18 protein-coding genes are annotated in these 21,771 nt (G+C 64.9%); 14 read left to right on the top strand and 4 right to left on the bottom strand.

Going from position 1 to position 21,771, the window contains the following annotated elements; all coding sequences use genetic code 11:
* The first annotated feature begins 204 nt into the window (after positions 1–204).
* Positions 205–1,401, top strand: coding sequence for a formaldehyde dehydrogenase, glutathione-independent (gene fdhA, locus VXM69_RS12915; RefSeq protein ID WP_006488979.1), 1,197 nt, complete (start codon positions 205–207; stop codon positions 1,399–1,401).
* 148 nt (positions 1,402–1,549) lie between these two features.
* On the opposite strand, the gene VXM69_RS12910 is transcribed toward fdhA, so the two are convergent.
* Both VXM69_RS12910 and VXM69_RS12905 read right to left on the bottom strand, forming a co-directional pair.
* Positions 1,550–2,308: a hypothetical protein gene (locus tag VXM69_RS12910; protein ID WP_367188713.1), complete on the bottom strand. Its 759-nt coding sequence runs from the start codon at positions 2,306–2,308 to the stop codon at positions 1,550–1,552.
* 188 nt (positions 2,309–2,496) lie between these two features.
* Positions 2,497–3,918 carry a PLP-dependent aminotransferase family protein gene (locus tag VXM69_RS12905; protein WP_367188712.1) on the bottom strand — a complete coding sequence of 474 codons (1,422 nt, stop codon included), beginning with the start codon at positions 3,916–3,918 and terminating at the stop codon, positions 2,497–2,499.
* Positions 3,919–4,187: 269 nt separating this feature from the next.
* Between VXM69_RS12905 and VXM69_RS12900 the strand changes: the two genes are divergently transcribed.
* Positions 4,188–5,600 carry a discoidin domain-containing protein gene (locus VXM69_RS12900; RefSeq protein ID WP_124607594.1) on the top strand — a complete coding sequence of 471 codons (1,413 nt, stop codon included), beginning with the start codon at positions 4,188–4,190 and terminating at the stop codon, positions 5,598–5,600.
* A gap of 37 nt (positions 5,601–5,637) precedes the next feature.
* On the opposite strand, the gene VXM69_RS12895 is transcribed toward VXM69_RS12900, so the two are convergent.
* Complete coding sequence (locus VXM69_RS12895; protein WP_367188711.1) at positions 5,638–5,859, bottom strand: hypothetical protein; 222 nt, start codon at positions 5,857–5,859, stop codon at positions 5,638–5,640.
* Positions 5,860–6,098: 239 nt separating this feature from the next.
* Between VXM69_RS12895 and VXM69_RS12890 the strand changes: the two genes are divergently transcribed.
* From VXM69_RS12890 to VXM69_RS12860, 7 genes are all read left to right on the top strand, one after another.
* Positions 6,099–6,320, top strand: coding sequence for a hypothetical protein (locus VXM69_RS12890; RefSeq protein ID WP_034186081.1), 222 nt, complete (start codon positions 6,099–6,101; stop codon positions 6,318–6,320).
* Positions 6,321–6,467: 147 nt separating this feature from the next.
* Positions 6,468–7,061: a fimbrial protein gene (locus VXM69_RS12885; RefSeq protein ID WP_034186082.1), complete on the top strand. Its 594-nt coding sequence runs from the start codon at positions 6,468–6,470 to the stop codon at positions 7,059–7,061.
* Positions 7,062–7,119: 58 nt separating this feature from the next.
* Positions 7,120–7,833, top strand: a complete 714-nt coding sequence (locus tag VXM69_RS12880; protein ID WP_049030638.1) for a molecular chaperone — start codon at positions 7,120–7,122, stop codon at positions 7,831–7,833.
* A gap of 122 nt (positions 7,834–7,955) precedes the next feature.
* Positions 7,956–10,463, top strand: a complete 2,508-nt coding sequence (locus VXM69_RS12875) for a fimbria/pilus outer membrane usher protein (RefSeq protein WP_367188710.1) — start codon at positions 7,956–7,958, stop codon at positions 10,461–10,463.
* A 100-nt stretch (positions 10,464–10,563) separates the two neighbouring features.
* On the top strand, positions 10,564–11,070 hold the full coding sequence (locus VXM69_RS12870; RefSeq protein WP_367188709.1) for a hypothetical protein: 507 nt from the start codon (positions 10,564–10,566) through the stop codon (positions 11,068–11,070).
* Positions 11,071–11,072: 2 nt separating this feature from the next.
* Entirely contained in the window at positions 11,073–11,645 is a 573-nt protein-coding gene (locus VXM69_RS12865) for a fimbrial protein (RefSeq protein ID WP_367188708.1), read from the top strand.
* 411 nt (positions 11,646–12,056) lie between these two features.
* Complete coding sequence (locus tag VXM69_RS12860) at positions 12,057–13,142, top strand: fimbrial protein (RefSeq protein WP_195761831.1); 1,086 nt, start codon at positions 12,057–12,059, stop codon at positions 13,140–13,142.
* Between the two features lie 132 nt (positions 13,143–13,274).
* Here VXM69_RS12860 and VXM69_RS12855 read toward each other — a convergent pair whose 3' ends face one another.
* Positions 13,275–14,300, bottom strand: coding sequence for a GlxA family transcriptional regulator (locus VXM69_RS12855; RefSeq protein ID WP_034186086.1), 1,026 nt, complete (start codon positions 14,298–14,300; stop codon positions 13,275–13,277).
* Positions 14,301–14,748: 448 nt separating this feature from the next.
* Here VXM69_RS12855 and VXM69_RS12850 point away from each other — a divergent pair, with 448 nt between their 5' ends.
* The 5 genes from VXM69_RS12850 (at position 14,749) to VXM69_RS12830 (ending at position 21,768) form a co-directional block, all read left to right on the top strand.
* Complete coding sequence (locus VXM69_RS12850) at positions 14,749–16,023, top strand: serine hydroxymethyltransferase (protein ID WP_034186087.1); 1,275 nt, start codon at positions 14,749–14,751, stop codon at positions 16,021–16,023.
* Between the two features lie 38 nt (positions 16,024–16,061).
* Positions 16,062–17,033: a dipeptidase gene (locus VXM69_RS12845; protein ID WP_034186088.1), complete on the top strand. Its 972-nt coding sequence runs from the start codon at positions 16,062–16,064 to the stop codon at positions 17,031–17,033.
* A 140-nt stretch (positions 17,034–17,173) separates the two neighbouring features.
* Positions 17,174–17,707, top strand: coding sequence for a DUF5943 domain-containing protein (locus VXM69_RS12840; RefSeq protein ID WP_034186089.1), 534 nt, complete (start codon positions 17,174–17,176; stop codon positions 17,705–17,707).
* A gap of 68 nt (positions 17,708–17,775) precedes the next feature.
* Positions 17,776–19,839: an NADH:flavin oxidoreductase gene (locus VXM69_RS12835; protein ID WP_034186090.1), complete on the top strand. Its 2,064-nt coding sequence runs from the start codon at positions 17,776–17,778 to the stop codon at positions 19,837–19,839.
* Positions 19,840–19,842: 3 nt separating this feature from the next.
* The gene (locus tag VXM69_RS12830) at positions 19,843–21,768 is read left to right on the top strand and encodes a (Fe-S)-binding protein (protein ID WP_124607599.1); all 1,926 of its coding nucleotides are present in this window, start codon (positions 19,843–19,845) and stop codon (positions 21,766–21,768) included.
* Positions 21,769–21,771: the final 3 nt, after the last annotated feature.

Here is a 21,771-nt window from a genome sequence, read left to right as displayed (position 1 = left end):
CCCGCGCGTCCGGTCCGGATCCTGCCCGGCGGTTCCCGTCCGACTTTCGTATTTCCGCCATCGATGTCGGCGTCGATCAAACGCATGTCGCGTTTGAGACATCGGCGCCCCTGCCTCCGGGACTACTCTCGAACAGCACGTCGCGCGTGCGCCGCACGAGCCGGCGCGCCGCGGCGTCATCCAACGAGACATGGAGACAATACGATGAGCAGCAATCGAGGTGTCGTCTATCTTGGACCGGGCCAGGTCGAAGTCCAGAAAATCGATTATCCGAAAATGGTCGACCCGAGCGGCCGCGCGATCGGCCACGGCGTGATCCTGAAAGTCGTCAGCACGAACATCTGCGGCTCCGACCAGCACATGGTGCGCGGCCGCACGACCGCACCGGTCGGCCTCGTGCTCGGTCACGAGATCACCGGCGAAGTGGTCGAGGTGGGCCGCGACGTCGAGACGCTGAAGCTCGGCGATCTCGTGTCGGTGCCGTTCAACGTGGCCTGCGGCCGCTGCGCGATGTGCAAGGACACGCATACGGGCGTGTGCCTGAACGTGAACCCGTCGCGCGCCGGCGGCGCTTACGGCTACGTCGACATGGGCGGCTGGATCGGCGGCCAGGCCGAGTACGTGCTTGTGCCGTACGCCGATTTCAACCTGCTGAAATTCCCGGACCGCGACCAGGCGATGGCGAAGATCCGCGACCTGACCTGCCTGTCCGACATTCTGCCGACCGGTTATCACGGTGCGGTGAGCGCGGGCGTGAAGCCGGGCTCGACGGTCTATATCGCGGGCGCGGGCCCGGTCGGCATGGCCGCTGCGGCGTCGGCCCGCCTGCTCGGCGCGGCCGTCACGATCGTCGGCGACATGAACGCGGAACGGCTCGCGCATGCGCGCGCGATGGGCTTCGAGACGGTCGACCTGTCGAAGGACGCATCGCTCGGCGAGCAGATCGAGCAGATCCTCGGCGTGCCCGAGATCGACTGCGCGGTCGACTGCGTCGGCTTCGAGGCGCACGGCCACGGTTCGTCGGGCCACGCGGAGGAAGCGCCCGCGACGGTGCTGAACTCGCTGATGGAAATCACGCGGCCGGCCGGCGCGATCGGCATCCCGGGCCTGTACGTGACGGACGATCCGGGCGCGAAGGACAAGGCCGCGCAGCACGGCAGCCTGAGCATCCGTTTCGGCCTCGGCTGGGCGAAGTCGCACTCGTTCTTCACGGGCCAGACGCCGGTGCTGAAGTACAACCGCAACCTGATGCAGGCGATCCTGTTCGACCGGCTGCCGATCGCGAAGATCGTCAACGTCGAGGTGATTTCGCTCGACCAGGCGCCGGAAGGCTACAAGAAGTTCGACGGCGGCGCGCCGCGCAAATTCGTCATCGACCCGCACGGGTTGCTGGCGGCCTGATGCGCTAGCGTTCGTTCGCTGCGCATCGAAGGAAACGGGCGGCTCCGGAAACGGGCCGCCCGTTTTTGTTGCGGGCCCGAGGCGATCGAGGGGGGCGGAAGATCGGTTCGGAACGCGAATCGTCCAGCGCGAGCGGCGAGGCCCGCGCTCAGTGGCCGCGATAGAGTTTCGCGATCTCGGCGTGGCCGGATGCGGTGTACCGTCGGTGGCGAACAGGCAGGCTCACGCGACGCATCGGATGCGTGCGATGCGCGGCATCGCGGCTGCTTTTCCAGTCCGCCACGCGAACCGTGTCGGCGCGTTTCCGGTCGGGGGCGCGCATCGACGGCGCGGCTTGTGCAACCTGCATCTTGCTTGCCGGCGGAGTGGCGTTCGCGTCGCCGCGGGGCGGAATGGCCGCCTGCTGCGCGCCGTCAGTCGAATGAAACGGATAGGCCGGCGCCGGCAACACGGGCAGCACCGGATCGTTCGCCGCAAGCGGATGCGTCTCGGTCGCCGACGCGGACGGTGCGCCGGATCCTTTACAGACGGGATCGGTCTTGCAGGTGCGGTCGACCATCACATAACCGCCGACCAGCAGCACGAGTGTCACGATGCTCAGGATCGGTGTGCTCGACGCGCTCGGCTGCCGGAAGGCCGCGTCGCGCAACGTACGCGCGATGCGCGACGGCCACGTGTGTGAGGATCGCCGCGCATGCATCGCGTGTGCGTGGCGGGGCGTGCTGCGAACCGGATCGAACGGCCAGTCCCATTGGCCGCAGACGGGGCAATGCTCGAGTGCGTGGAGAGCCACGAAACCGCATTCCCTGCAGCGGCAAGCGGTGCACGGTCGCGATTCGACGCGCGCATTCAGCACGGCGCGCCACGCATCGCGCGCGCGAACGTGCCGGTTGGGCAGGACGCGCATCGTCAGCGGCGGGCGGGCGCCGCCGCCGGAGCACATGCTGGCCGTCGCTCGCAGTCGGTGTTCATGCGATTCTCCATAACATCGGACTTGTGGAACCCGTTCGTCCGCGGCTACCCGACGTTCATTCTTGGCCGGTTGCACGCGAAACGCAAGGACGATGTCGGTCGTCGCGGGCCGCATGTTTCGCGCTAACCGTCGTGTCGTTGCCGGGCCGCGAGCGTTCCGACGGTCTCCATCGCGCGCTCGACGGCCGGCGTCCACGGCCGGCCGTAGTTGAGCCGCAGGTAGCGGCGGAATCCGCCGGTCGCGGAAAAGATCGGCCCCGGCGCGATGCTGACGCCGCTTTCCATGGCAGCGTCGAACAGGTGCATCGCATCGACGTGCGGCGGCAGTTCGATCCATAGAAAATACCCGCCGCGCGGCGCGAACACTTCGGTGTCCGCCGGAAAATAGGCCCGTACGGCCGAGAGCATCTGCGCCTGGTGCGCGGCGAGATTGCGTCGCAGCTTGCGCAGGAAGCGGTCGTACGCGCCGTCGCGCAGGTAGCTCGAAATCGCCAGTTGCGCAGGCACGTCGGCAGCCGGCACGCGCGTGATCTGGGCCTGCCGGATCTGCTGCGCGAAGCGTCCCGCCGCGACCCAGCCGATCCGGAACCCGGGCGCGAGGCACTTCGAGAACGACCCGCAATGCAGCACGAGCCCGCTGTCGTCATACAGTTTCGCGGGCCGCGTCGGCGACAGGCCGAAATGCAGCTCGCCATACACGTCGTCCTCGATCAGCGGCACGCCGCGCGACGCGAGCAGGTCGATCAGCGCGCGTTTGCGTTCGTCGGTCAACGTCGCGCCGGTCGGGTTGTGGAACGACGTCATGAACCAGCACGCGCGTACCGGATGCGCGTCGAGCGCCGCGGCAAGCGCATCGAGGTCGAGGCCCGCGCGCGGGTCGACCGGAATCTCGACGGCCTTCAGGTGCAGGCGCTGCACGGTCTGCAGCACCGCGTGGAACGCGGGCCGTTCGATCGCGACGAGGTCGCCGGGGCGCGTCAGCGCCTGCAGGCTGAGCGTCAGCGCTTCGAGCGCGCCGGTCGTGATGACGATTTCGTCCATCGGCAATGCGGCGCCCGCGTTCAAGTAACGCAATGCGATCTGTCGTCGCAATGCGTCGTTGCCGGGCGGCAATCCCGACAGCAGCTTCGAAAGGTCCATGTTGCGGGCCGCGGACGCGACGTGACGCCACAGGCTGCTCATCGGGAACAGCGAATAGCTGGCGAACGCCGAGCCGAGCGGCACGACGTCCTCGCGTCGGAGGGAGTCGAGCAGGCGGAACAGCACGTCTTTTTCGCCGGTTGGCGCGGTGCCCGGCTTGCGCGGCGGATCGTGGCCGAACCGCACGTGCTTGTCGTCGAGGTCCGCCACGAAATAGCCGGACCGTGCCCGCGCGACGATCAGACCCTCGCTTTCGAGCGCGTAGTACGCGCGAAACACGGTGGATGGACTGACCCGATGCGCGCGGCATGCCGCACGCACGGTGGGGATGCGCGCACCGGCTGCCAGGTCGCCGCGCCGGATCGCGTCGGCGATCGTCTGTGCCAGCGCCGCATATCGCTTCATGCCTGCCCCCCGGCCGCTCGAAGCCTCGCTGAAAAACAGAGTAGGGCACGGCACCCGTCGCGTGCAAGCGCGCCCCCAATCGCTGATCCGCACGTTTTTTGAGTGCTCTGATGCTGTTCTTTCGTCTGATAAACAGGCATTCTCCAGCACGTTCCATTCCCGATGACCGACCGAGACGGAATCCACCCCGTACGGCCGCGGCTCCATGACCCAGTGGCGTGCGCGGGTTCTCGTCCGCGGCATCCTGACCCTACTCGGAAGCATCCAGCGTGAAATTGAAAACTCTCGTCGCCGGTCTCGTGGCCGGCCTCGCCCTCAACCTGTTCAGCGGCGCCGCAGCCGCAACCTGTACCAGCAATCCCGCTGCCCAGCCGAACGCGACGTTTCCCGCCGCGTTGACCGGCAAGCTCGTCTATCACAGCTATGTCAAGTACGGAGACGGCACGAGCCAGCTGTTCCTCTACGATTTTTCGGCGCATACGCTGACGCAGTTGAGCAAGAGCACGTGGGGCATCACCGATCCGATGAACGGCGTGTTCAGCCCCGACGGCAAGTGGCTCGCGTTCATGGGCATCAGCAACGGCGCATGGAACGTCTTCATGCTGCAGCTCGGCGCCGGCACGCCGCCCGTCAACATGACGAACAGCACGGGCGCCACGCGCAACGAAGACCCGAAGTTCAGCGCGGACGGCAAGACGCTCGTGTTCAAGCAGAACGGCGACATCAAGCAGGCGACGCTGTCGTATACGAGCGCGGGCCCGGCGTTCACGTCGGTGGTGAGCCTGACGAACGCGCCGGCCGGCGCCGAGTATTCGATGCCGTTCCTCGCGCCGGACGCGAGCGCCGTGTACTACGCGACCGGCACCGGCTCGAGCATGGGGCTGATGAAGCGCACGATCGCGACCGGCGCGACCGCCGTGTTCGATCATCCGGCCGGGCTGCAGACGTACTACCCGATCGTGCGTGCGGACGGCATGGTGTACTACGCGCGCTGGAAGGACAGCGGCGGGGCCGACCAGATCTATGCGAAGACGGCCGACCCGGCGTCGGTGCCGAATGCGCTGGCGCTCAACGACTGCATGAGCAACAACTCGGATCCGGCGCCGGCGAGCGGCACGAACTACCTGTTCTTCTCGTCGACGACCGCGGGCGGCTATCAGCTTTATGTGGGCGACGTGACGACCGGCCAGCGCTGGAGCCTGTCGCAGTTCGGCGTGAACGCCGACACGACGAAGGCGAAGCTCGGGTCGAGCTATTACGGCGGGCCATCCACCGCCCAGATGACGCTGCTGTCGCAGGGCCGTCCGGCCGCGGCGTCGGCGAGCTACAACGCGTCGTTCACGGCGGACAAGGCGTTCGACGGCAACGCGACGGGCACGCGCTGGGATTCACCGGAAGGCGCGGGCGTCGATCCGCAATGGATCTCGGTCGATCTCGGCGCGACGAAGCACATCGATCACGTCGACCTGTACTGGGATGCGGGCGCGCTCGTCTATCAGATCCAGACATCGAACGACAACGTCAACTGGACGACGCTCTATTCGACGAGCAACGGCGGTTCATATAACCACGTCACGCTGCCGAATCTCAACGGAAGCGGTCGTTACGTGCGGATGCTCGGCACGAAGCGCGCGACGCAGTGGGGCTATTCGCTCTACGAAATGCAGGTGTGGGGATCGTAAGCGCGGGAAGAAATCAGTCTGGCAAACCGGATGCCGTTCAGTTGATGAAACTGAACGGCATTTTTGTTTTCGAGATCGTGACCTGCGGTGAAGACCCGTGCAGGATTCGCGTAAAAACGCCGCCCGACACTTTGCGATCCTGCGTCGCATCTGCCGGAACCTGTTCGAAGCGGATACGACGACCAGGTCCGGCATCAAGAACCGACGGCCCGAAGCGGGTGCGGGCGACGGTTACCGTGCTCCGTTTATAACGTTTCACGTAATGGCTCGGGAGTGCAGCCGGAAATTTCAAATATCGTACTTGTACTATTTATTTTCAAGAAAATATAGTTCGAGTTCCATAGATCGCAGATAGAGCGATCCCTAAAATTGCATACAAGAAATCGATATCGCTGTGCGACGTCTTCCGGAAAGCGGGACGACGATGGGGGATGGGGTTTGACGCGAGCTGTACGAATGTAATCAGGGCGTTTCCGTGCTCGCCACCAACGAGAACGGATGATCGTTCGCTCGACGCTTTCTCGGGGCCTGTCGAGCATCATCAGCAAGTTCGACGGCATCGGCCACATCGTCACGACGATTCACTGGAGTGATGGGTCGACAATTATTTGTCGACGGCAATCACACGCGTGTTCGATGACGAGATCGAGCCGCGCGGCGCTCGGCACGTTCGACATCCGCGAGTTGTACGTTCGCGGCGGGGCCCTGTCAAACGGGTAGGGATTCCATTCACTCATTTTCAGCCGGTGGAGGAAACGAAGGAATTGTAAATCTTCATGAAGTTAGTTGTACATATGATTGAGCGGCGCGTATCCGATCGGAACGAGGCCGCTCAAGATTCTCATTTAACGATTGAGTGAACCAGAAATGAAAAAGATTGCAATGATGATGTCGGCAGCGGGGTTGGCATTCGCGGCGATGAACGCGGCTCACGCGGCGGACGGCACGATCAACTTCACGGGCGAGATCGTGGCCGCATCGTGCGGCATCACGGGTGGCAACGGCACGTCGGTGACCGGCGGCAAGGGCGAGCAGTCGATCGACGTCAAGCTGGGCAAGGTCAGCACCGACGCGCTGGGCGGCACGGCCGGCGGCGGCATCGCGGCCGGCACCGCGATCAACCTCGTCCTCGATTGCGGCTCGACCGCGAAGGGCCTGACCACGGTGAAGGTGCGTTTCGACCCGGCCAGCGGTTCGGGCGTCGACAGCACCAACAACAAGCTGCTGAAGACCACCGGCACGGCCGCGGGCGTCGGCATCGGTATTTACAACACCGCCGGCACGCTGCTGAACCTGAACGCCAACGAGACGTTCGACGCACCGCTGGTGAAGGGCGGGACGGATGCGGCGCCGACTTACACGGCGAACCTGGCGATGCGCGCCGGCTACGTGAAGAACGGCGTCGACATCGTGGCCGGCACCGCAAACGGCACGCTGCCGTTCACGCTGACCTACGAGTAATCCACCTCCGGGCGGGGAGGCGCTGCTTTCCCGCCCGATCAACGACTTTCTGTTCGACATGAAACGATTCCACTTTGCAGGACTGGCGCTGGCCGGCTCCCTGCTGTTGTCTTCGGCGGCTTCGCTCGCCGGCGTGACGCTCGACGGAACCCGCGTCGTGCTGGCCGCGCCGAGCAAGGAGGCGTCGATTCTGGTTCGCAACCGCGCGTCGGCCGACGTCATGATCCAGTCGTGGATGGACACGAGCGACGGCAAAGGGGACGTGCCTTTCGCGATCACGCCGGCATTGAACCGCCTCGGCGGCGAAAAGCAGCAGACGCTGCGCGTCCTTTACTACGGTCAGGGCCTGCCCGGCGATCGCGAGTCGGTGTTCTGGCTCAACGTGCAGGAGATTCCGCAGAAAGCGAGGGACGACAACACTTTGCAGATTGCGGTGCGTCAGCGCATCAAGTTCTTCTACCGGCCCGCCGGACTGCCCGGCAAGGTCGAGGAAGCGCCCGCGCAACTGCGCTGGAAGGTCGTTCAACGCGACGGCCAGACACAACTCGAAGTCAACAATCCGTCGCCCTTCTTCGTGTCGCTGGCATCGGTCAAGGTGCAGAGCGGCGGTCGCGACTATGACGCGCAAGCCGAGATGGTGCCGCCTTCCGCCACGCGTCATTTCGCCGTCAAGGGCCTGCCGGCCTCCGTCGCGGAGACCGGCGTCAAGGTCCACTTCGAATCGATCAACGACTACGGTGCCGTCGAAGCCCATGACGGCACTGCCGGCTGACATCGCCGGTTCCGCAGGTCGTATTGCTCCTCAACTTCGTCATCCCCGGGCCCTTGCCGTGGGGAGTGGACCGTTCGCGCCTGCGATGCCACTCGGGAGGTGAATCAACATAGAGAAAGGGTATGGAGAACGTCAGGAAGGAAGTCGATGTCTGGACCGCCGCGCAAATCGGCGCGCCGTGCCTTGCATTGATCGGTTTGGTACTGCCTGCGACCGGCCACGCGGTCGAGTTCAACGAGTCCTTTCTGCGCAAGGGCGAAGGGCCGGTCGAGCTGAGCTACTTCGAGAAGGGCAGCGCGGTGTCGCCCGGCCGCTACGACGTCGACATCTACCTGAATCACACGCTGGCCAAGCGCCAGGACGTCGCGTTCCGCGCGGACGCCGACGGCACCGTCAAGCCGATGGTGACGCTCGGGTTGTTGCGCACGGCCGGCGTCAACATCGCGCGGCTGGAAAAGGACGGGCGTATCGCTGCAGGCGCGGACGACGAGACGATCGTCGACTTGCCCGCCGCGGCGGTTGGCGCTTCGGTGGAGTTCGAGTCCAATACGCTCTCGCTGAACATCAGCTTTCCGCAGCTCTACGTGTCGCGCACGTCGCGCGGCTACGTCGACCAGTCGCTGTGGGACGACGGCATCCCCGCGCTGTACACCGACTACCAGGCCAACTACAGCCGCAACGATGGCAGCGGCTACGGCAACGAGTCTTACTTCGTCGGCTTGCGCAGCGGCTTCAATGCCGGCGGCTGGCGCTTCCGCAACGAATCGACGCTTACCGGCACCAAGGGCGCGAAGAGCAGCTTCACCAGCAACCGTACCTACGTCGAGCGCGACATCCGGCGTCTGCGCAGCAAGGTGGCGGCCGGCGAACTGTATACGTCGGGCGACATCTTCGACAGCGTGCGCTTCGTCGGTGCGCAGGCCGGCACCGATCTCGGCATGTTGCCGGACAGCGAAGTCGGCTTTGCGCCGATCGTGCGCGGGATCGCCGAGAGCAACGCGGTCGTGGAGGTGCGGCAGAACGGCTACGTGATCTATTCGACGCCCGTGCCGCCTGGCGCGTTCGAAATCACCGATATCTATCCGAGCGGTTCGAACGGCGACCTCGAGATCCGGATTACCGAAGCCGACGGCCGCGTGCGCCGGTTCACCCAGCCGTACTCGTACCTGCCGGTGATGGTTCGGCGCGGCAGCCTGCGGTACGCGTTTTCCGCCGGTCAGTATCGCGTCCAGGGCCAGTCGAGCCCGAAGTTCACGCAGGGCACGCTGGTGTACGGCATGTCCGACAACTTCACCGGTTATGGCGGCATCATCGCCGCGGAAAACTATGTGGCGGCCGCTCTCGGTATCGGCGTGAATACGCGCATCGGCGGCATGTCGCTGGATGTCACGACGAGCCGGTCGCGCACGTCGTCGGGCACCCGGCAAGGGCAGAGCTTGCGGTTCCTGTATTCGAAGACGCTCCATTCGACCAACACGACGTTCACGATGGTCGGCTACCGCTATTCGACGGATGGCTACCGCACGCTGAGCCAGCACGTCGAAGACACGGATCGCACCTACGGGCCGCGCATCGCGCGTCAGAAAAGCCGGCTGGACGTGAACGTCAACCAGCCGCTCGGCAGTGGCTCGATGTTCGCCGGCATCGGCGACACGACCTACTGGAACGGTGAAGGACACAGTCGGCGCCTGCAGGTCGGCTACAGCAACAGCTACAAGAACGTCAGCTACAGCGTGTCGGCGTCGCACATCCAGGAGTCGGGGCCGTTCGGGCGCCCGGACACGCAGTTCAACGTGTCGGTGAGCATTCCGCTGGGCAAGGCGTCGAGTTCGCATCGCCTGTACGCGAACGCGGTGTCGTCGACGCGCGGCGAATTCAACGTGCAGGCCGGCGCGTCGGGTTACCTGAACGACAGCAACACCATCAACTACGGCGTGCAGACCGGCTACAGCCGCAGCGGCGGCGGCTCGGGCGGCGTGAGCGCGGGCTGGGATACGCGGAACGCGAAGCTGACCGGCAACTTCACGCAGGATCGTTCGGGCCGCCATTTCGACGCGGGCGTATCGGGCTCCGTCGTCGTGCATGGCGGCGGCATCACGCTCGGCCAGCCGCTCGGCGAGACGTTCGCGGTGGTGGAGGTGCCGAAGGTGCGCGACGTGACGTTCGGCGGAGCGTCGACGATCCGCACCGACCGGCGCGGCTACGCGGTCGTGCCGTATCTGCAACCGTATCGCCAGAACTGGCTGAACATCGATCCGTCGAGCATCGGCACGCAGACCGAGATCACCGACAACGCGAAGTCGGTGGTCCCGACTCGCGGGGCCATCGTGAGGACCCGCTTCGAAGCGGAATCGGGGCGCCGGGTGCAGTTCGAGCTGGGTCAGGACGGAGGCGGCAAGGTGCCGTTCGGCGCGCAAGCCTACGACGCGAAGGGCAAGCTGCTGGGCATGGTGGACAACCAGTCGCGGTTGCTGGTGTTCGGCATCGAGGACAAGGGCAGCATCGACGTGCGGTGGGGCGACAACAGCTGCAAGCTGTCCTATCAATTGCCGACGCAGAACAAGGAACTGGCCTACGAGCGGCAGGCGGCGATGTGCATGCGTGCCGGTACGGTTGTTGGCGCGCGCTGAAGCGCATTCGAACGGCACTTCTCCATCCGGAGATACGGGAAACGACGCTGCATCATCGAACCATTTCCAAAACCTCGCTGCCGTTCTGCTTCGCGCGGCCATGCTGTCGCTTACCGACCACCGGATGACACACATCACACGTCTGCACGTGATGGAATTTATTGAAAGGGACGGAATGTCTGAAAAGAAACTGCGTTGGATGCGGGCAGCAATGGTTGCCAGCTCGTTGATCTGGGCGGGGGCTGCGTTTGGCGAATGCCGATACAGTGGTTCTTGGAGGCTGAACACTTTCGACGTGACATTGCCGGCAACGATGAACATCGCGGCTGCCCCGGTGGGCGGGGTGCTGGCGCGTTCCGAGATTGAATACATGGCGCTCGACGCCAGCAAGACCGTCGCGTGTTGGTCTCCGGATCGGATCGACTTTACGATCACGGTGCAGGATGGCCAACTGGTGCCCGGGTACAACAGTGTCTATAAAACCAATGTAGACGGTATTGGCGTGAGATTCGTGTTTGTAGGAACGCGAGAATATGTTCCGCCGTGGTCTGCCATCGGGGGAATCCCAACTACCCTACTTCCTATTATATCGCCCCATACAAGGTGAGAATGGAACTGGTCAGAACGGCAACGAATGTGGCATCCGGCGGCAGCGTGTCGCTCGCGTTCAACGCAGCCTTCGGTGCTGCCGGGATGACCCAGCTCTACATCAACGGGCGAGGCACGACGCGGGTAATCAATAACATCTACTTCGGCGGCTGCAAGACGACAACACCCATCACCAATATACGAATGGGCAAGGAGCCCATCGAACGGATCAAGGGCGGCCGGGCAGCGGAACATCCGTTCTCGCTCGAAGTTGCATGTGGAACCAACAAGCCGGGCAATCCGCTGCCGGTGAAGGTGTACTTCGAAGGCGATAACGCGGCAGCAGGCTTGTTGAGCCTGTCCGGGCGCGGTACGCCGGGTGTTGCCGCCGGTGTCGGCATCGCGTTGACGAGCGACAGGGGCGTCAAGCTGCCGTTCAGCCAGGGTGATGCGCTGACAATGGACTGGAACCGCTCCAGCCCGGATGGCGAGGTATATCGCTTTACGGGCAAGGCGAAGTATGCGCCCACGACAGGCGCGATCACTGCCGGCCGCGGCAATGCCACGCTGAACTTCGTCATCCAGTACAACTGAGCGTGGTTGACAGGCAGGATGTACCGAGAAGGTAATCGGCGTCGCAAGCCGCGGCGATAGTGTGTTCGCGATATCGTCCGAAAAAATAGGGTTCAGCCGCCTGATTGAACATTCGGCTCAGCATGGGCTCCAGGCATAAAGCGAATGGCCCGGAAAGCTCGAACACCGTTCGCCCCCCCGCGAGAGCGCCGCGACCTGCGTGCAGCGCTCTCGCGTCGACGTGACGCCGAACGCGTCGCGACAGCGTTTGTTGGAATGGCTCGCCGACTGGAAGCCACGCGCGAGATAGGCTGAACGGGAAACGGCAATGACTTTCCCGTGATACCTGATTCATCTCTCGTCCGCGTTGACAAACCGAGGCGTCACACGATGTCGCCTTGCGGTGTCATGCCGTCAAGGCCCAACCGGCGCGTGACGTTTTTAGCACGTTTCAACATCACGGATTTTGTCGAAATGAATGGCATTTTTGATAAAAAGCTTCGCTGGCTTCGAGCGGCAATGGTTGTCGGCTCGTTGATCTGGTCGGGGACCGCGTTGGGCTATTGTGACAACGACGGTGAGTGGGCCGGGGGCACCTACAACGTGACGTTTCCCGCAACGATGAACGTCGCGGCGGCGCCTGTTGGCGACGTGCTGGCGCGCGCCGAGGTTACGTTTGCGGCGGCGGGGACCGGAATCAGCACCGCGTGTTGGGACACCAAGGCTACATTGTCGATGACGGTACCGGATGGTCAACTGGTTTCCGGATACAAAGGCGTATACAAAACCAGCGTGGACGGCATTGGCGTGAGATTTGTATTTGTCGACTTCGGTAACGCGGCAGGAGATATTCCGCCGATGACCTATCCCAGTGGATCCACGATTCTGGGAGGCGGTGCGCCCGTTTTGTATCCGCCGCACAAGGTGAGAGCGGAACTGGTCAGAACGGCGAAGAATGTGGGGCCGGGCGGCACCGTATCGCTCGCGTTCAATGCGGTCTTCGATGCCGCCAAGGATCCGTCCGGCAAGATCCTCCGTCGCCTTATCAATGGGAGGGGCACGACACAGGTGACGAACAACATCTATTTCGGCGGCTGCCAGACCACGACGCCCGTCACCAATGTGCGGATGGACAAGGAGCCGATCGAACGGATCAAGGGCGGCCGGGCAGCGGAACATCCGTTCTCGCTTGAAGTCGCGTGCGGGACCAACAAGCCGAGCAATCCGCTTCCGGTGAAGGTGTACTTCGAAGGCGACAAGGAGGCTGCGGGCCTGTTGCGTCTGACTGGACGCGGCACACCGGGTGTCGCCGCCGGTGTCGGCATTGCGTTGACGAGCGACAAGGGCGTGAAGCTGCCATTCACCCAGGCCGACGCGCTGACGATGGACTGGAACCGCTCGAGCCCGGACGGCGAGGTCTACCGCTTTTCGGGCAAGGCGAAGTATGCGCCCACGACAGGCACGATCACCGCAGGCAGCGGCAATGCCACGCTGAACTTCGTGATCCAGTACAACTGAGCGGGAGCGGCAGGCCGGCCGGATGTACCGACAAGGTAATCGGCATCGCAAGCCGCGGCGGCAGCGCGCGCTCGATGTCGTCCGAAAAATCCGGTTCAACCGCCTGATTGCACACCCGGCTCGGCTCCGGCTTCAGGCATGGAGCGAATGGACCGGAAAACTCGACCCGCCGCTTGCCGCACCCTGCGACAGCGGCGCGACCTGCTTGCGGCGCTCGCGCGTCGGCGCGACGCCGAACGCGTCGCGATAGCTCTTGCTGAAGTGGCACGCCGACTGGAAGCCGCACGCCATCGTGATGTGCATGATCGACATGTCGGTCTGCAGCAGCAACTCGCGCGCGCGGCGCAACCGCAGCGTCAGGTAGTAATGCGTGGGCGTCATGCCGAGGTGCTCGCGGAACAGGCGCTGCAGTTGCCGCTGCGACATGTTCGCGAGCCGCGCGAGTTCCTCGCGCGACAGCGGCTCCTCGATGTTGTTCTCCATCAGCGAGATCACTTCGAACAGCGACTTGTTCGCCGAGCCAAGCCGCGCGACGAGCGGCATGCGTTGTTGCGCGCTCGTGTCGCGCACGTGTTCGACGATGAATTGCTCGGCGATCTGCGTGACGCGCGCGGTGCCCACGCGCGCGGCGATCAGGTTCAGCATCATGTCGAGCGGCGCGACGCCGCCCGTGCACGTGATGCGGTCGCGATCGATCACGAACAGTTCCTTCAGGAAGCGCGTGTCCGGAAACTCTTCCTTCAGCGCCGACATGTTCTCCCAGTGGATCGCGCACGCGTAGCCCGCGAGCAGTCCCGACTTCGCGAGTGCATAGGTGCCCGTGCACAGGCTGCCGAGCGGGATGCCCGAGCGTGCGAAACGGCGCAGCGTCGACAGATGGGCCGGCGTCGTCGCACGCTGCACGTCGACGCCACCGCACACGAACACGATGTCGGGCTGCCCCGCGCATTCGGCCGGGCCCGTGTCGACCGTCAGGCCGTTGCTCGCCGTGACCGGGCCGCCGTCCGGGCTGATCACCGACCAGCGGTAGAGCGGCTGGCCGCTCAGGTAGTTCGCCATCCGAAGCACCTCGATCGCATTGGTGAACGCGATCATCGTGAAATTCGGTAACGGCATGAACGCGAAGTGGGACAGCGACGCTGTGCGGTCGGGCGACATGGGGAGCGTTCCTAGAATCTCTAATAGCTTTATGCCCGAAGGGCACGCATCGGGCTGCGGTATTGTGTGAGCGAGCGCAACAAGCGTGCCATACGGCTAAACCCTAGCTCCATACGTTGCCTGGGCGTCAGGCCCATGCTGCACTGCACCGTAACCGTGACATGCCGCACCCCGACCGGGCGGCAAACGCACTGCCGGTGTGCGTATCCATAGGTGAACGGCCGATACCGTTTGGGTTGGTCATCCCGAAAAGCACGACCGGTCACTTGTACAAAACGGACGCGCATGGCGGAAAAGGCAAAGAACGCGTCTAAATTCATCAATCCGCCGAAAATCCGAACGACAAGAATAGAGCCGTCGGCAGCCTTGCACTGGCGTAGCGGGAAACCCAGGCAGGGCGGGCCTTGAGCTTCGGTTGCAGCCCTTTATTCTTCGTCACGGACGCACTATGTCGAACACCCAGCCTTTCTTCTCGCAGCCCCTTGCCGAGCGCGACGCGCCGGTGCGCAGCGCCATCCTGAAGGAACTCGAGCGTCAGCAGTCGCAGGTCGAGCTGATCGCGTCGGAAAACATCGTGTCGCGCGCCGTGCTCGAGGCGCAAGGCTCGGTACTGACCAACAAGTACGCGGAAGGCTATCCCGGCAAGCGTTACTACGGCGGCTGCGAGTTCGCCGATGAAGTCGAGGCGCTGGCAATCGAGCGCGTGAAGCAGATCTTCAACGCCGGTTATGCGAACGTGCAGCCGCACTCGGGCGCGCAGGCGAACGGCTCGGTGATGCTCGCGCTGGCCAAGCCGGGCGACACGGTGCTCGGCATGTCGCTGGATGCCGGCGGCCACCTGACGCACGGCGCGAAGCCGGCGCTGTCGGGCAAGTGGTTCAACGCCGTTCAGTACGGCGTAAACCGCGACACGATGCGGATCGACTACGACCAGGTCGAGGCGCTTGCCCACGAACACAAGCCGAACCTGATCATCGCCGGTTTCTCGGCCTACCCGCGTGCGCTCGACTTCGCGCGCTTCCGCGCGATCGCCGACAGCGTCGGCGCGAAGCTGATGGTCGACATGGCGCACATCGCCGGCGTGATCGCCGCCGGTCGCCACGCGAACCCGGTCGAGCACGCGCACGTCGTCACGTCGACCACGCACAAGACGCTGCGCGGCCCGCGCGGCGGCTTCGTGCTGACCAACGACGAGGACATCGCGAAGAAGATCAACTCGGCCGTGTTCCCCGGCCTGCAGGGCGGCCCGCTGATGCACGTGATCGCCGGCAAGGCCGTCGCGTTCGGCGAAGTGCTGCATGCCGATTTCAAGACCTACATCGACAACGTGCTCGCGAACGCGCAGGCGCTCGGCGAAGTGCTGAAGGCCGGCGGCGTCGATCTCGTCACGGGCGGCACCGACAACCACCTGCTGCTGGTCGACCTGCGCCCGAAGGGCCTGAAGGGCGCGCCGGTCGAGCAGGCGCTGGAACGCGCGGGCATCACCTGCAACAAGAACGGCATCCCGTTCGACACCGAGAAGCCGACCGTCACGTCGGGCATCCGTCTCGGCACGCCGGCGGGCACGACGCGCGGTTTCGGCGTGGCCGAGTTCCGCGAAATCGGCCGCCTGATCCTCGAGGTGTTCGACGCGCTGCGCGCGAATCCGGAAGGCGACCCCGCGACCGAACAGCGCGTGCGCCGCGAGATCTTCGCGCTTTGCGAGCGCTTCCCGATCTACTGATCGATCCCACAAGAACAGACCCACGAGCGAGAGCGGATATGAGCACGCTGCATCAGGACAGCATCATCATCGACGGACTGAACATTTCGAAGTTCGAGAAGCCGGTGTTCGAGGACATGCGCAAGGGCGGCATCACGGCCGCGAACTGCACGGTGTCGGTGTGGGAGAACTTCACCAAGACCGTCGACAACATCGGCGTGATGAAGAAGAAGATCCGCGACAACGGCGAGCTGCTGACGCTCGTGCGCACGACGGACGACATCTTCCGCGCGAAGAAGGAAGGCAAGACCGGGATCATCCTCGGCTTCCAGAACGCGCATGCATTCGAGGACAACCTCGGCTACATCGAAGCGTTCGCCGACATGGGCGTGCGCGTGGTGCAGCTCTGCTACAACACGCAGAACCTGGTCGGCACCGGCTGCTACGAGCGCGACGGCGGGCTGTCGGACTTCGGCCGCGAAGTGATCACCGAGATGAACCGCGTCGGCATCATGGTCGACCTGTCGCATGTGGGCGGCAACACGTCGTCGGAAGCGATCGCGTTCTCGAAGAAGCCGGTGTGCTACTCGCACTGCCTGCCGTCGGGCCTGAAGGAGCATCCGCGCAACAAGAGCGACGCGCAGCTCAAGGAGATCGCCGATGCGGGCGGCTTCGTCGGCGTGACGATGTTCGCGCCGTTCCTGAAGCGCGGGATCGAAGCGAACATCGACGACTACATCGAGGCGATCGACTACGTCGTGAACCTGATCGGCGAAGACGCGGTCGGCATCGGCACGGACTTCACGCAGGATTTCGCGAAGGAGTTCTTCGACATGCTGACGCATGACAAGGGCCGCTATCGCCAGCTGACGAACTTCGGCAAGGTGATCAACCCGGACGGCATCCGCACGATCGGCGAATTCCCGAACCTGACCGCGGCGATGGAACGTCACGGCTGGAAGGAGTCGCGGATCCGCAAGATCATGGGCGAGAACTGGGTGCGCGTGTTCAAGGACGTGTGGGGCGCGTAAGCGCCGCATCGCGCCGAACCGCTACCCGCGATTCAACATTAGAAAAATCGGGACGCGCCCGCGCAAGCCGCGCGGGCGCGCGGACGATGTCGCGCCTGCGCGCTGAACCGCGCGGCCAATTTCCTCACGGAGTCACCACGATGCAACCGCAACTGCCGATCAACGTCGATCCCGATACCGGCGTCTGGACCACCGACGCGCTGCCGATGCTGTACGTGCCGCGCCACTTCTTCACGAACAACCACGTCGCCGTCGAGGAAGCGCTCGGCGTCGACGCGTATGCCGAGATCCTCTACAAGGCCGGCTACAAATCCGCCTACCACTGGTGCGACAAGGAAGCGAAGCTGCACGGCCTGACCGGCATGGCCGTGTTCGAGCACTACCTGAAGCGCCTGTCGCAGCGTGGCTGGGGCCTGTTCTCGATCATCGAGGCCGATCCGGCCGCCGCACGCGCGAAGATCGAGCTGCGCCACTCGTCGTTCGTGCTCCAGCAGCCGGGCAAGGAAGGCAAGCTCTGCTACATGTTCGCGGGCTGGTTCGCGGGCGCGATGGACTGGGTCAACGACACGACGCCGGAAGGCAAGGGTGCACCGCGCGCGCAGTCGAAGGAAGTGCAGTGCGCGGCCGAGCATCACGACCACTGCGTCTTCGAAGTGTCGCCGATCGCGCACTGACGCCTCGTTTCACTGAAGCAGAACAACACCCGCAACACGAGACATTCGAACGCCAGAGGTCGCCAGCGATGCGTTATCCCCACCTGTTCAAACCCATGCAGCTGAACCAGCTGACGCTGCGCAACCGGATCGTCAGCACCGCGCACGCGGAGGTGTATGCGGAGCCGGGCGGCCTGCCGGGCGACCGCTATATCCGCTACTACGAGGAAAAGGCCAAGGGCGGCGTCGGCCTGGCCATCTGCGGCGGGTCGAGCCCGGTGTCGATCGACAGCCCGCAAGGCTGGTGGAAATCGGTGAACCTGTCGACCGACAAGATCATCGATCCGCTCACGCGCCTGGCCGACACGATGCACAAGCACGGCGCGAAGATCATGATCCAGGCGACGCACATGGGCCGCCGCTCGTCGTTCCACGGCGAGCACTGGCCGCACCTGATGTCGCCGTCGGGCGTGCGCGAACCCGTGCACCGCGGCAACGCGAAGATCATCGAGATCGAGGAAATCCGCCGCATCATCGGCGATTTCGCGGCGGCCGCGAAGCGCGTGAAGGCGGCCGGCATGGACGGCATCGAGATCTCGGCCGCTCACCAGCACCTGATCGACCAGTTCTGGAGCAAGCGTTCGAACCATCGCACCGACGAATGGGGCGGCAGCCTCGAAAACCGCCTGCGCTTCGGCATCGAAGTGCTGACGGCCGTGCGCGAGGCGGTCGGCAAGGATTTCTGCGTCGGCCTGCGCATGTGCGGCGACGAATTCCACGAGGACGGCCTCGATCACGAAGCGCTGAAGGAAATCGCGCAGGCGATGTCGGAGACGGGCCTGATCGACTACCTGAGCGTGGTCGGCTCGGGCGGCGACACGCACAACACGATCGCGAACTGCATGCCGCCGATGGCATTGCCGCCGGAGCCGTTCGTGCACCTCGCGGCCGGCATCAAGTCGGTCGTGAAGATTCCGGTGATGCACGCGCAGAGCATCCGCGACGCGGGCCAGGCCGAGCGCCTGCTCGCGACCGGCATGATCGACCTGGTCGGCATGACGCGCGCGCAGATCGCCGATCCGCACATGGTGATCAAGATCCGCGACGGCCGCGAAGACGAAATCAAGCAGTGCGTCGGCGCGAACTACTGCATCGACCGCCAGTACAACGGCCTCGACGTGCTGTGCATCCAGAACGCGGCGACGTCGCGCGAAGCGACGATGCCGCACATCATCGAGAAGTCGCGCGGCCCGAAGCGCAAGGTCGTGGTGGTCGGCGCGGGCCCGGCGGGCCTCGAGGCGGCGCGCGTCGCGAAGCTGCGCGGCCACGATGTCGTGCTGTTCGAGAAGAACGCGGAAGTGGGCGGCCAGGTGATGATCGCCGCGAAGGCGCCGCAGCGCGAGCAGATGTCGGGGATCATCCGCTGGTTCGACATGGAGACGAAGCGCCTGGGCGTCGACCGCCGTCTCGGCGTGGCCGCCGACGAGAAGATGATCATGGCCGAGAAGCCGGACATCGTCGTGCTCGCGACGGGCGGGTCGAGCTTCACGTGGCAGGTGCCGGGCTGGGGCGTGGCCGAGGGGCTCGCCGTCAGCTCGTGGGACATCCTGACCGGCAAGGTCGAGCCGAAGCAGAACGTGCTGCTGTTCGACGGCGTGAGCACGCATGCGGGTGCGGGCGTGGCCGACTTCATGGCGAGCCGCGGCTCGAAGGTCGAGGTCGTCACGCCGGACGTGAAGGTCGCCGACGATTGCGGCGGCACGACGTTCCCGATCTTCTACCGACGCCTGTACGCGTTCGGCGTGATCCCGACGCCGAACACGATGCTCGACCGCGTCTATGAAGAGAACGGCAAGATGATCGCCGTGCTGCGCAACGAGTACACGGAAGAACTGGAAGAGCGCGCCGTCGACCAGGTGGTGATCGAGAACGGTTCGTCGCCGAACGACGAGCTGTACTGGAAGCTCAAGCCGGAATCGGTGAACCGCGGCCAGATCGATCCGCACACGCTGTTCGCGGCCGAGCCGCAGCCGTGCCTGTCGGAAGAACTCGGCAACGGCCGTTTCCTGCTGTTCCGTGTCGGCGACTGCATCTCGATGCACAACGTCCACGGGGCAATCTACGACTCGCTGCGTCTCGTGAAGGATTTCTGAACGATGAACCCGTCCTTCCTCATTACCGCCCTGTTGTGGCTGTCGGTGGCGGGGCTCGCGTTCGCGGTCGCGAAGCGCTCGTCCTACTGGCGCCTGGGCCGCGCCACGGCGCCCGGCTCGTTCGGCGTCGCGAACCTGTTCGCGATTCCGAAGCGCTATTTCGTCGACCTGCACCACGTGGTCGCCCGCGATCCGTACATCGCGAAGACGCACGTCGCGACGGCCGGCGGCGCGATCGGCGCGCTGGCGCTGGTGTTCGTCAACTACGGCCTCGCGATCTATTCGCCCTGGCTCGACAAGCTGATTTTCCTCGCGGCGCTCGCGATGCTGGTTGGCGCGGTGTTCGTGTGGCGCCGCCGCGCGGCCCGGGACGTGCCCGCGCGACTGTCGAAAGGCCCGTGGAACACGCTGCCCTGGCTGCTCGGCTCGTTCGCGCTCGGCCTCGTGCTGTTCATGCTGGTGCCGACCGGCGCGATGTCGGGTGCGTTCGCGGTGCTCTGCGCGCTGCTGATCGGCGTCGGCGCGTTCACGATGACGATCGGCGCCGCGAAGGGCGGCCCGATGAAGCATGCGATCGCCGGCCTGCTGCACCTCGCGTTCCACCCGCGCCAGGAGCGTTTCGCCGCCACGCGCGAATCGTTCACCGGCAACGGCACGGCCACGCCGCCGACCGCGCTGAAGCTGCCGGACATCGAGCATCAGGAATACGGTGTCGCGAAGCCGGTCGAATTCCGCTGGAACCAGCTGCTGAGTTTCGACGCCTGCGTGCAGTGCGGCAAGTGCGAGGCCGCGTGCCCCGCGTTCGCGTCGGGCCAGCCGCTGAACCCGAAGAAGCTGATCCAGGATCTCGTCGTCGGGATGGCCGGCGGTACCGATGCGGCATACGCGGGCAGCCCGTCGCCGGGCCTCGCGGTCGGCCAGCATCGCGGCGAGCCGAACGGCCCGATCGTGTCGGGGCTGATCGAGGAGCAGACGCTGTGGTCGTGCACGACCTGCCGCGCGTGCGTGCAGGAGTGCCCGATGCTGATCGAACACGTCGACGCGATCGTCGACATGCGCCGCAATCGCACGCTCGTGCACGGCACGGTGCCCGGCAAGGGCCAGGAAGTGCTCGCGAACCTGCGTGAAACGGGCACGATGGGCGGCTACGACACGGCCGCGCGCTACGACTGGTCGGTCGACCTGAGCGCGCCCGTCGCGCAGCCGGGCAAGCCGGTCGACGTGCTGTTCGTCGCGGGCGAAGGCGCATTCGACATGCGCTACCAGCGCACGCTGCGCGCGTTCGTCAAGGTGCTGAACAAGGCGGGCGTCGACTACGCGGTGCTCGGCTCGACCGAGACCGACACGGGCGACGTCGCACGCCGGCTCGGCGATGAAGCGACCTTCCAGCAGATGGCGAAGCGCCTGATCGGCACGCTCGGCACGCTGTCGTACAAGCAGATCGTGACGGCCGACCCGCACGTGATGCACAGCCTGCGCAACGAATACCGTGCGCTCGGGCTGCGCGTGACGGTCAAGCATCACACGACCTATCTCGCCGAACTCGCCGACAGCGGCAAGATCGCGCCGAAGGCCGTCGAGTCGCTGCAGGAAAAGCGCACGACGTATCACGACCCGTGTTACCTCGGCCGCTACAACGGCGAGACGGAAGCGCCGCGCAAGCTGTTGAAGACGATCGGCATCCAGGTCGTCGAGATGGAGCGCAACGGCATGCGCGGGCGCTGCTGCGGCGGTGGCGGCGGCGCGCCGCTGACCGACATCCCCGGCAAGCAGCGCATTCCCGACATCCGCATCGCCGACGCACGCACGATCGGCGCGGACGTGGTCGCGGTTGCATGCCCGAACTGCACGGCCATGCTCGAAGGCGTCGTGGGCCCGCGCCCCGACGTGCTCGACGTCGCCGAACTCGTCGCCGCCTCGCTGGAGTGAATC

Origin of the sequence: Burkholderia sp. Ed8, from assembly GCF_040761425.1 — a bacterium.
GTDB lineage: Bacteria > Pseudomonadota > Gammaproteobacteria > Burkholderiales > Burkholderiaceae > Burkholderia > Burkholderia seminalis.
The sequence above is the reverse complement of the archived record's forward strand: the minus strand, read 5'-3'. Positions and strand labels throughout refer to the sequence as shown.

What these genes read in the sequence shown, in the direction of transcription:
- VXM69_RS12845 (WP_034186088.1), top strand. Translation starts at nt 16,062, where the DNA reads ATGAGCACGCTGCATCAGGACAGCATCATCATCGACGGACTGAACATT.
- VXM69_RS12890 (WP_034186081.1), top strand. Translation starts at nt 6,099, where the DNA reads ATGATCGTTCGCTCGACGCTTTCTCGGGGCCTGTCGAGCATCATCAGC.
- VXM69_RS12875 (WP_367188710.1), top strand. Translation starts at nt 7,956, where the DNA reads ATGGAGAACGTCAGGAAGGAAGTCGATGTCTGGACCGCCGCGCAAATC.
- fdhA (WP_006488979.1), top strand. Translation starts at nt 205, where the DNA reads ATGAGCAGCAATCGAGGTGTCGTCTATCTTGGACCGGGCCAGGTCGAA.
- VXM69_RS12910 (WP_367188713.1), bottom strand. Translation starts at nt 2,308, where the DNA reads ATGCGCGTCCTGCCCAACCGGCACGTTCGCGCGCGCGATGCGTGGCGC.
- VXM69_RS12880 (WP_049030638.1), top strand. Translation starts at nt 7,120, where the DNA reads ATGAAACGATTCCACTTTGCAGGACTGGCGCTGGCCGGCTCCCTGCTG.
- VXM69_RS12905 (WP_367188712.1), bottom strand. Translation starts at nt 3,918, where the DNA reads ATGAAGCGATATGCGGCGCTGGCACAGACGATCGCCGACGCGATCCGG.
- VXM69_RS12885 (WP_034186082.1), top strand. Translation starts at nt 6,468, where the DNA reads ATGAAAAAGATTGCAATGATGATGTCGGCAGCGGGGTTGGCATTCGCG.
- VXM69_RS12855 (WP_034186086.1), bottom strand. Translation starts at nt 14,300, where the DNA reads ATGTCGCCCGACCGCACAGCGTCGCTGTCCCACTTCGCGTTCATGCCG.
- VXM69_RS12870 (WP_367188709.1), top strand. Translation starts at nt 10,564, where the DNA reads ATGCTGTCGCTTACCGACCACCGGATGACACACATCACACGTCTGCAC.
- VXM69_RS12830 (WP_124607599.1), top strand. Translation starts at nt 19,843, where the DNA reads ATGAACCCGTCCTTCCTCATTACCGCCCTGTTGTGGCTGTCGGTGGCG.
- VXM69_RS12840 (WP_034186089.1), top strand. Translation starts at nt 17,174, where the DNA reads ATGCAACCGCAACTGCCGATCAACGTCGATCCCGATACCGGCGTCTGG.
- VXM69_RS12835 (WP_034186090.1), top strand. Translation starts at nt 17,776, where the DNA reads ATGCGTTATCCCCACCTGTTCAAACCCATGCAGCTGAACCAGCTGACG.
- VXM69_RS12865 (WP_367188708.1), top strand. Translation starts at nt 11,073, where the DNA reads ATGGAACTGGTCAGAACGGCAACGAATGTGGCATCCGGCGGCAGCGTG.
- VXM69_RS12850 (WP_034186087.1), top strand. Translation starts at nt 14,749, where the DNA reads ATGTCGAACACCCAGCCTTTCTTCTCGCAGCCCCTTGCCGAGCGCGAC.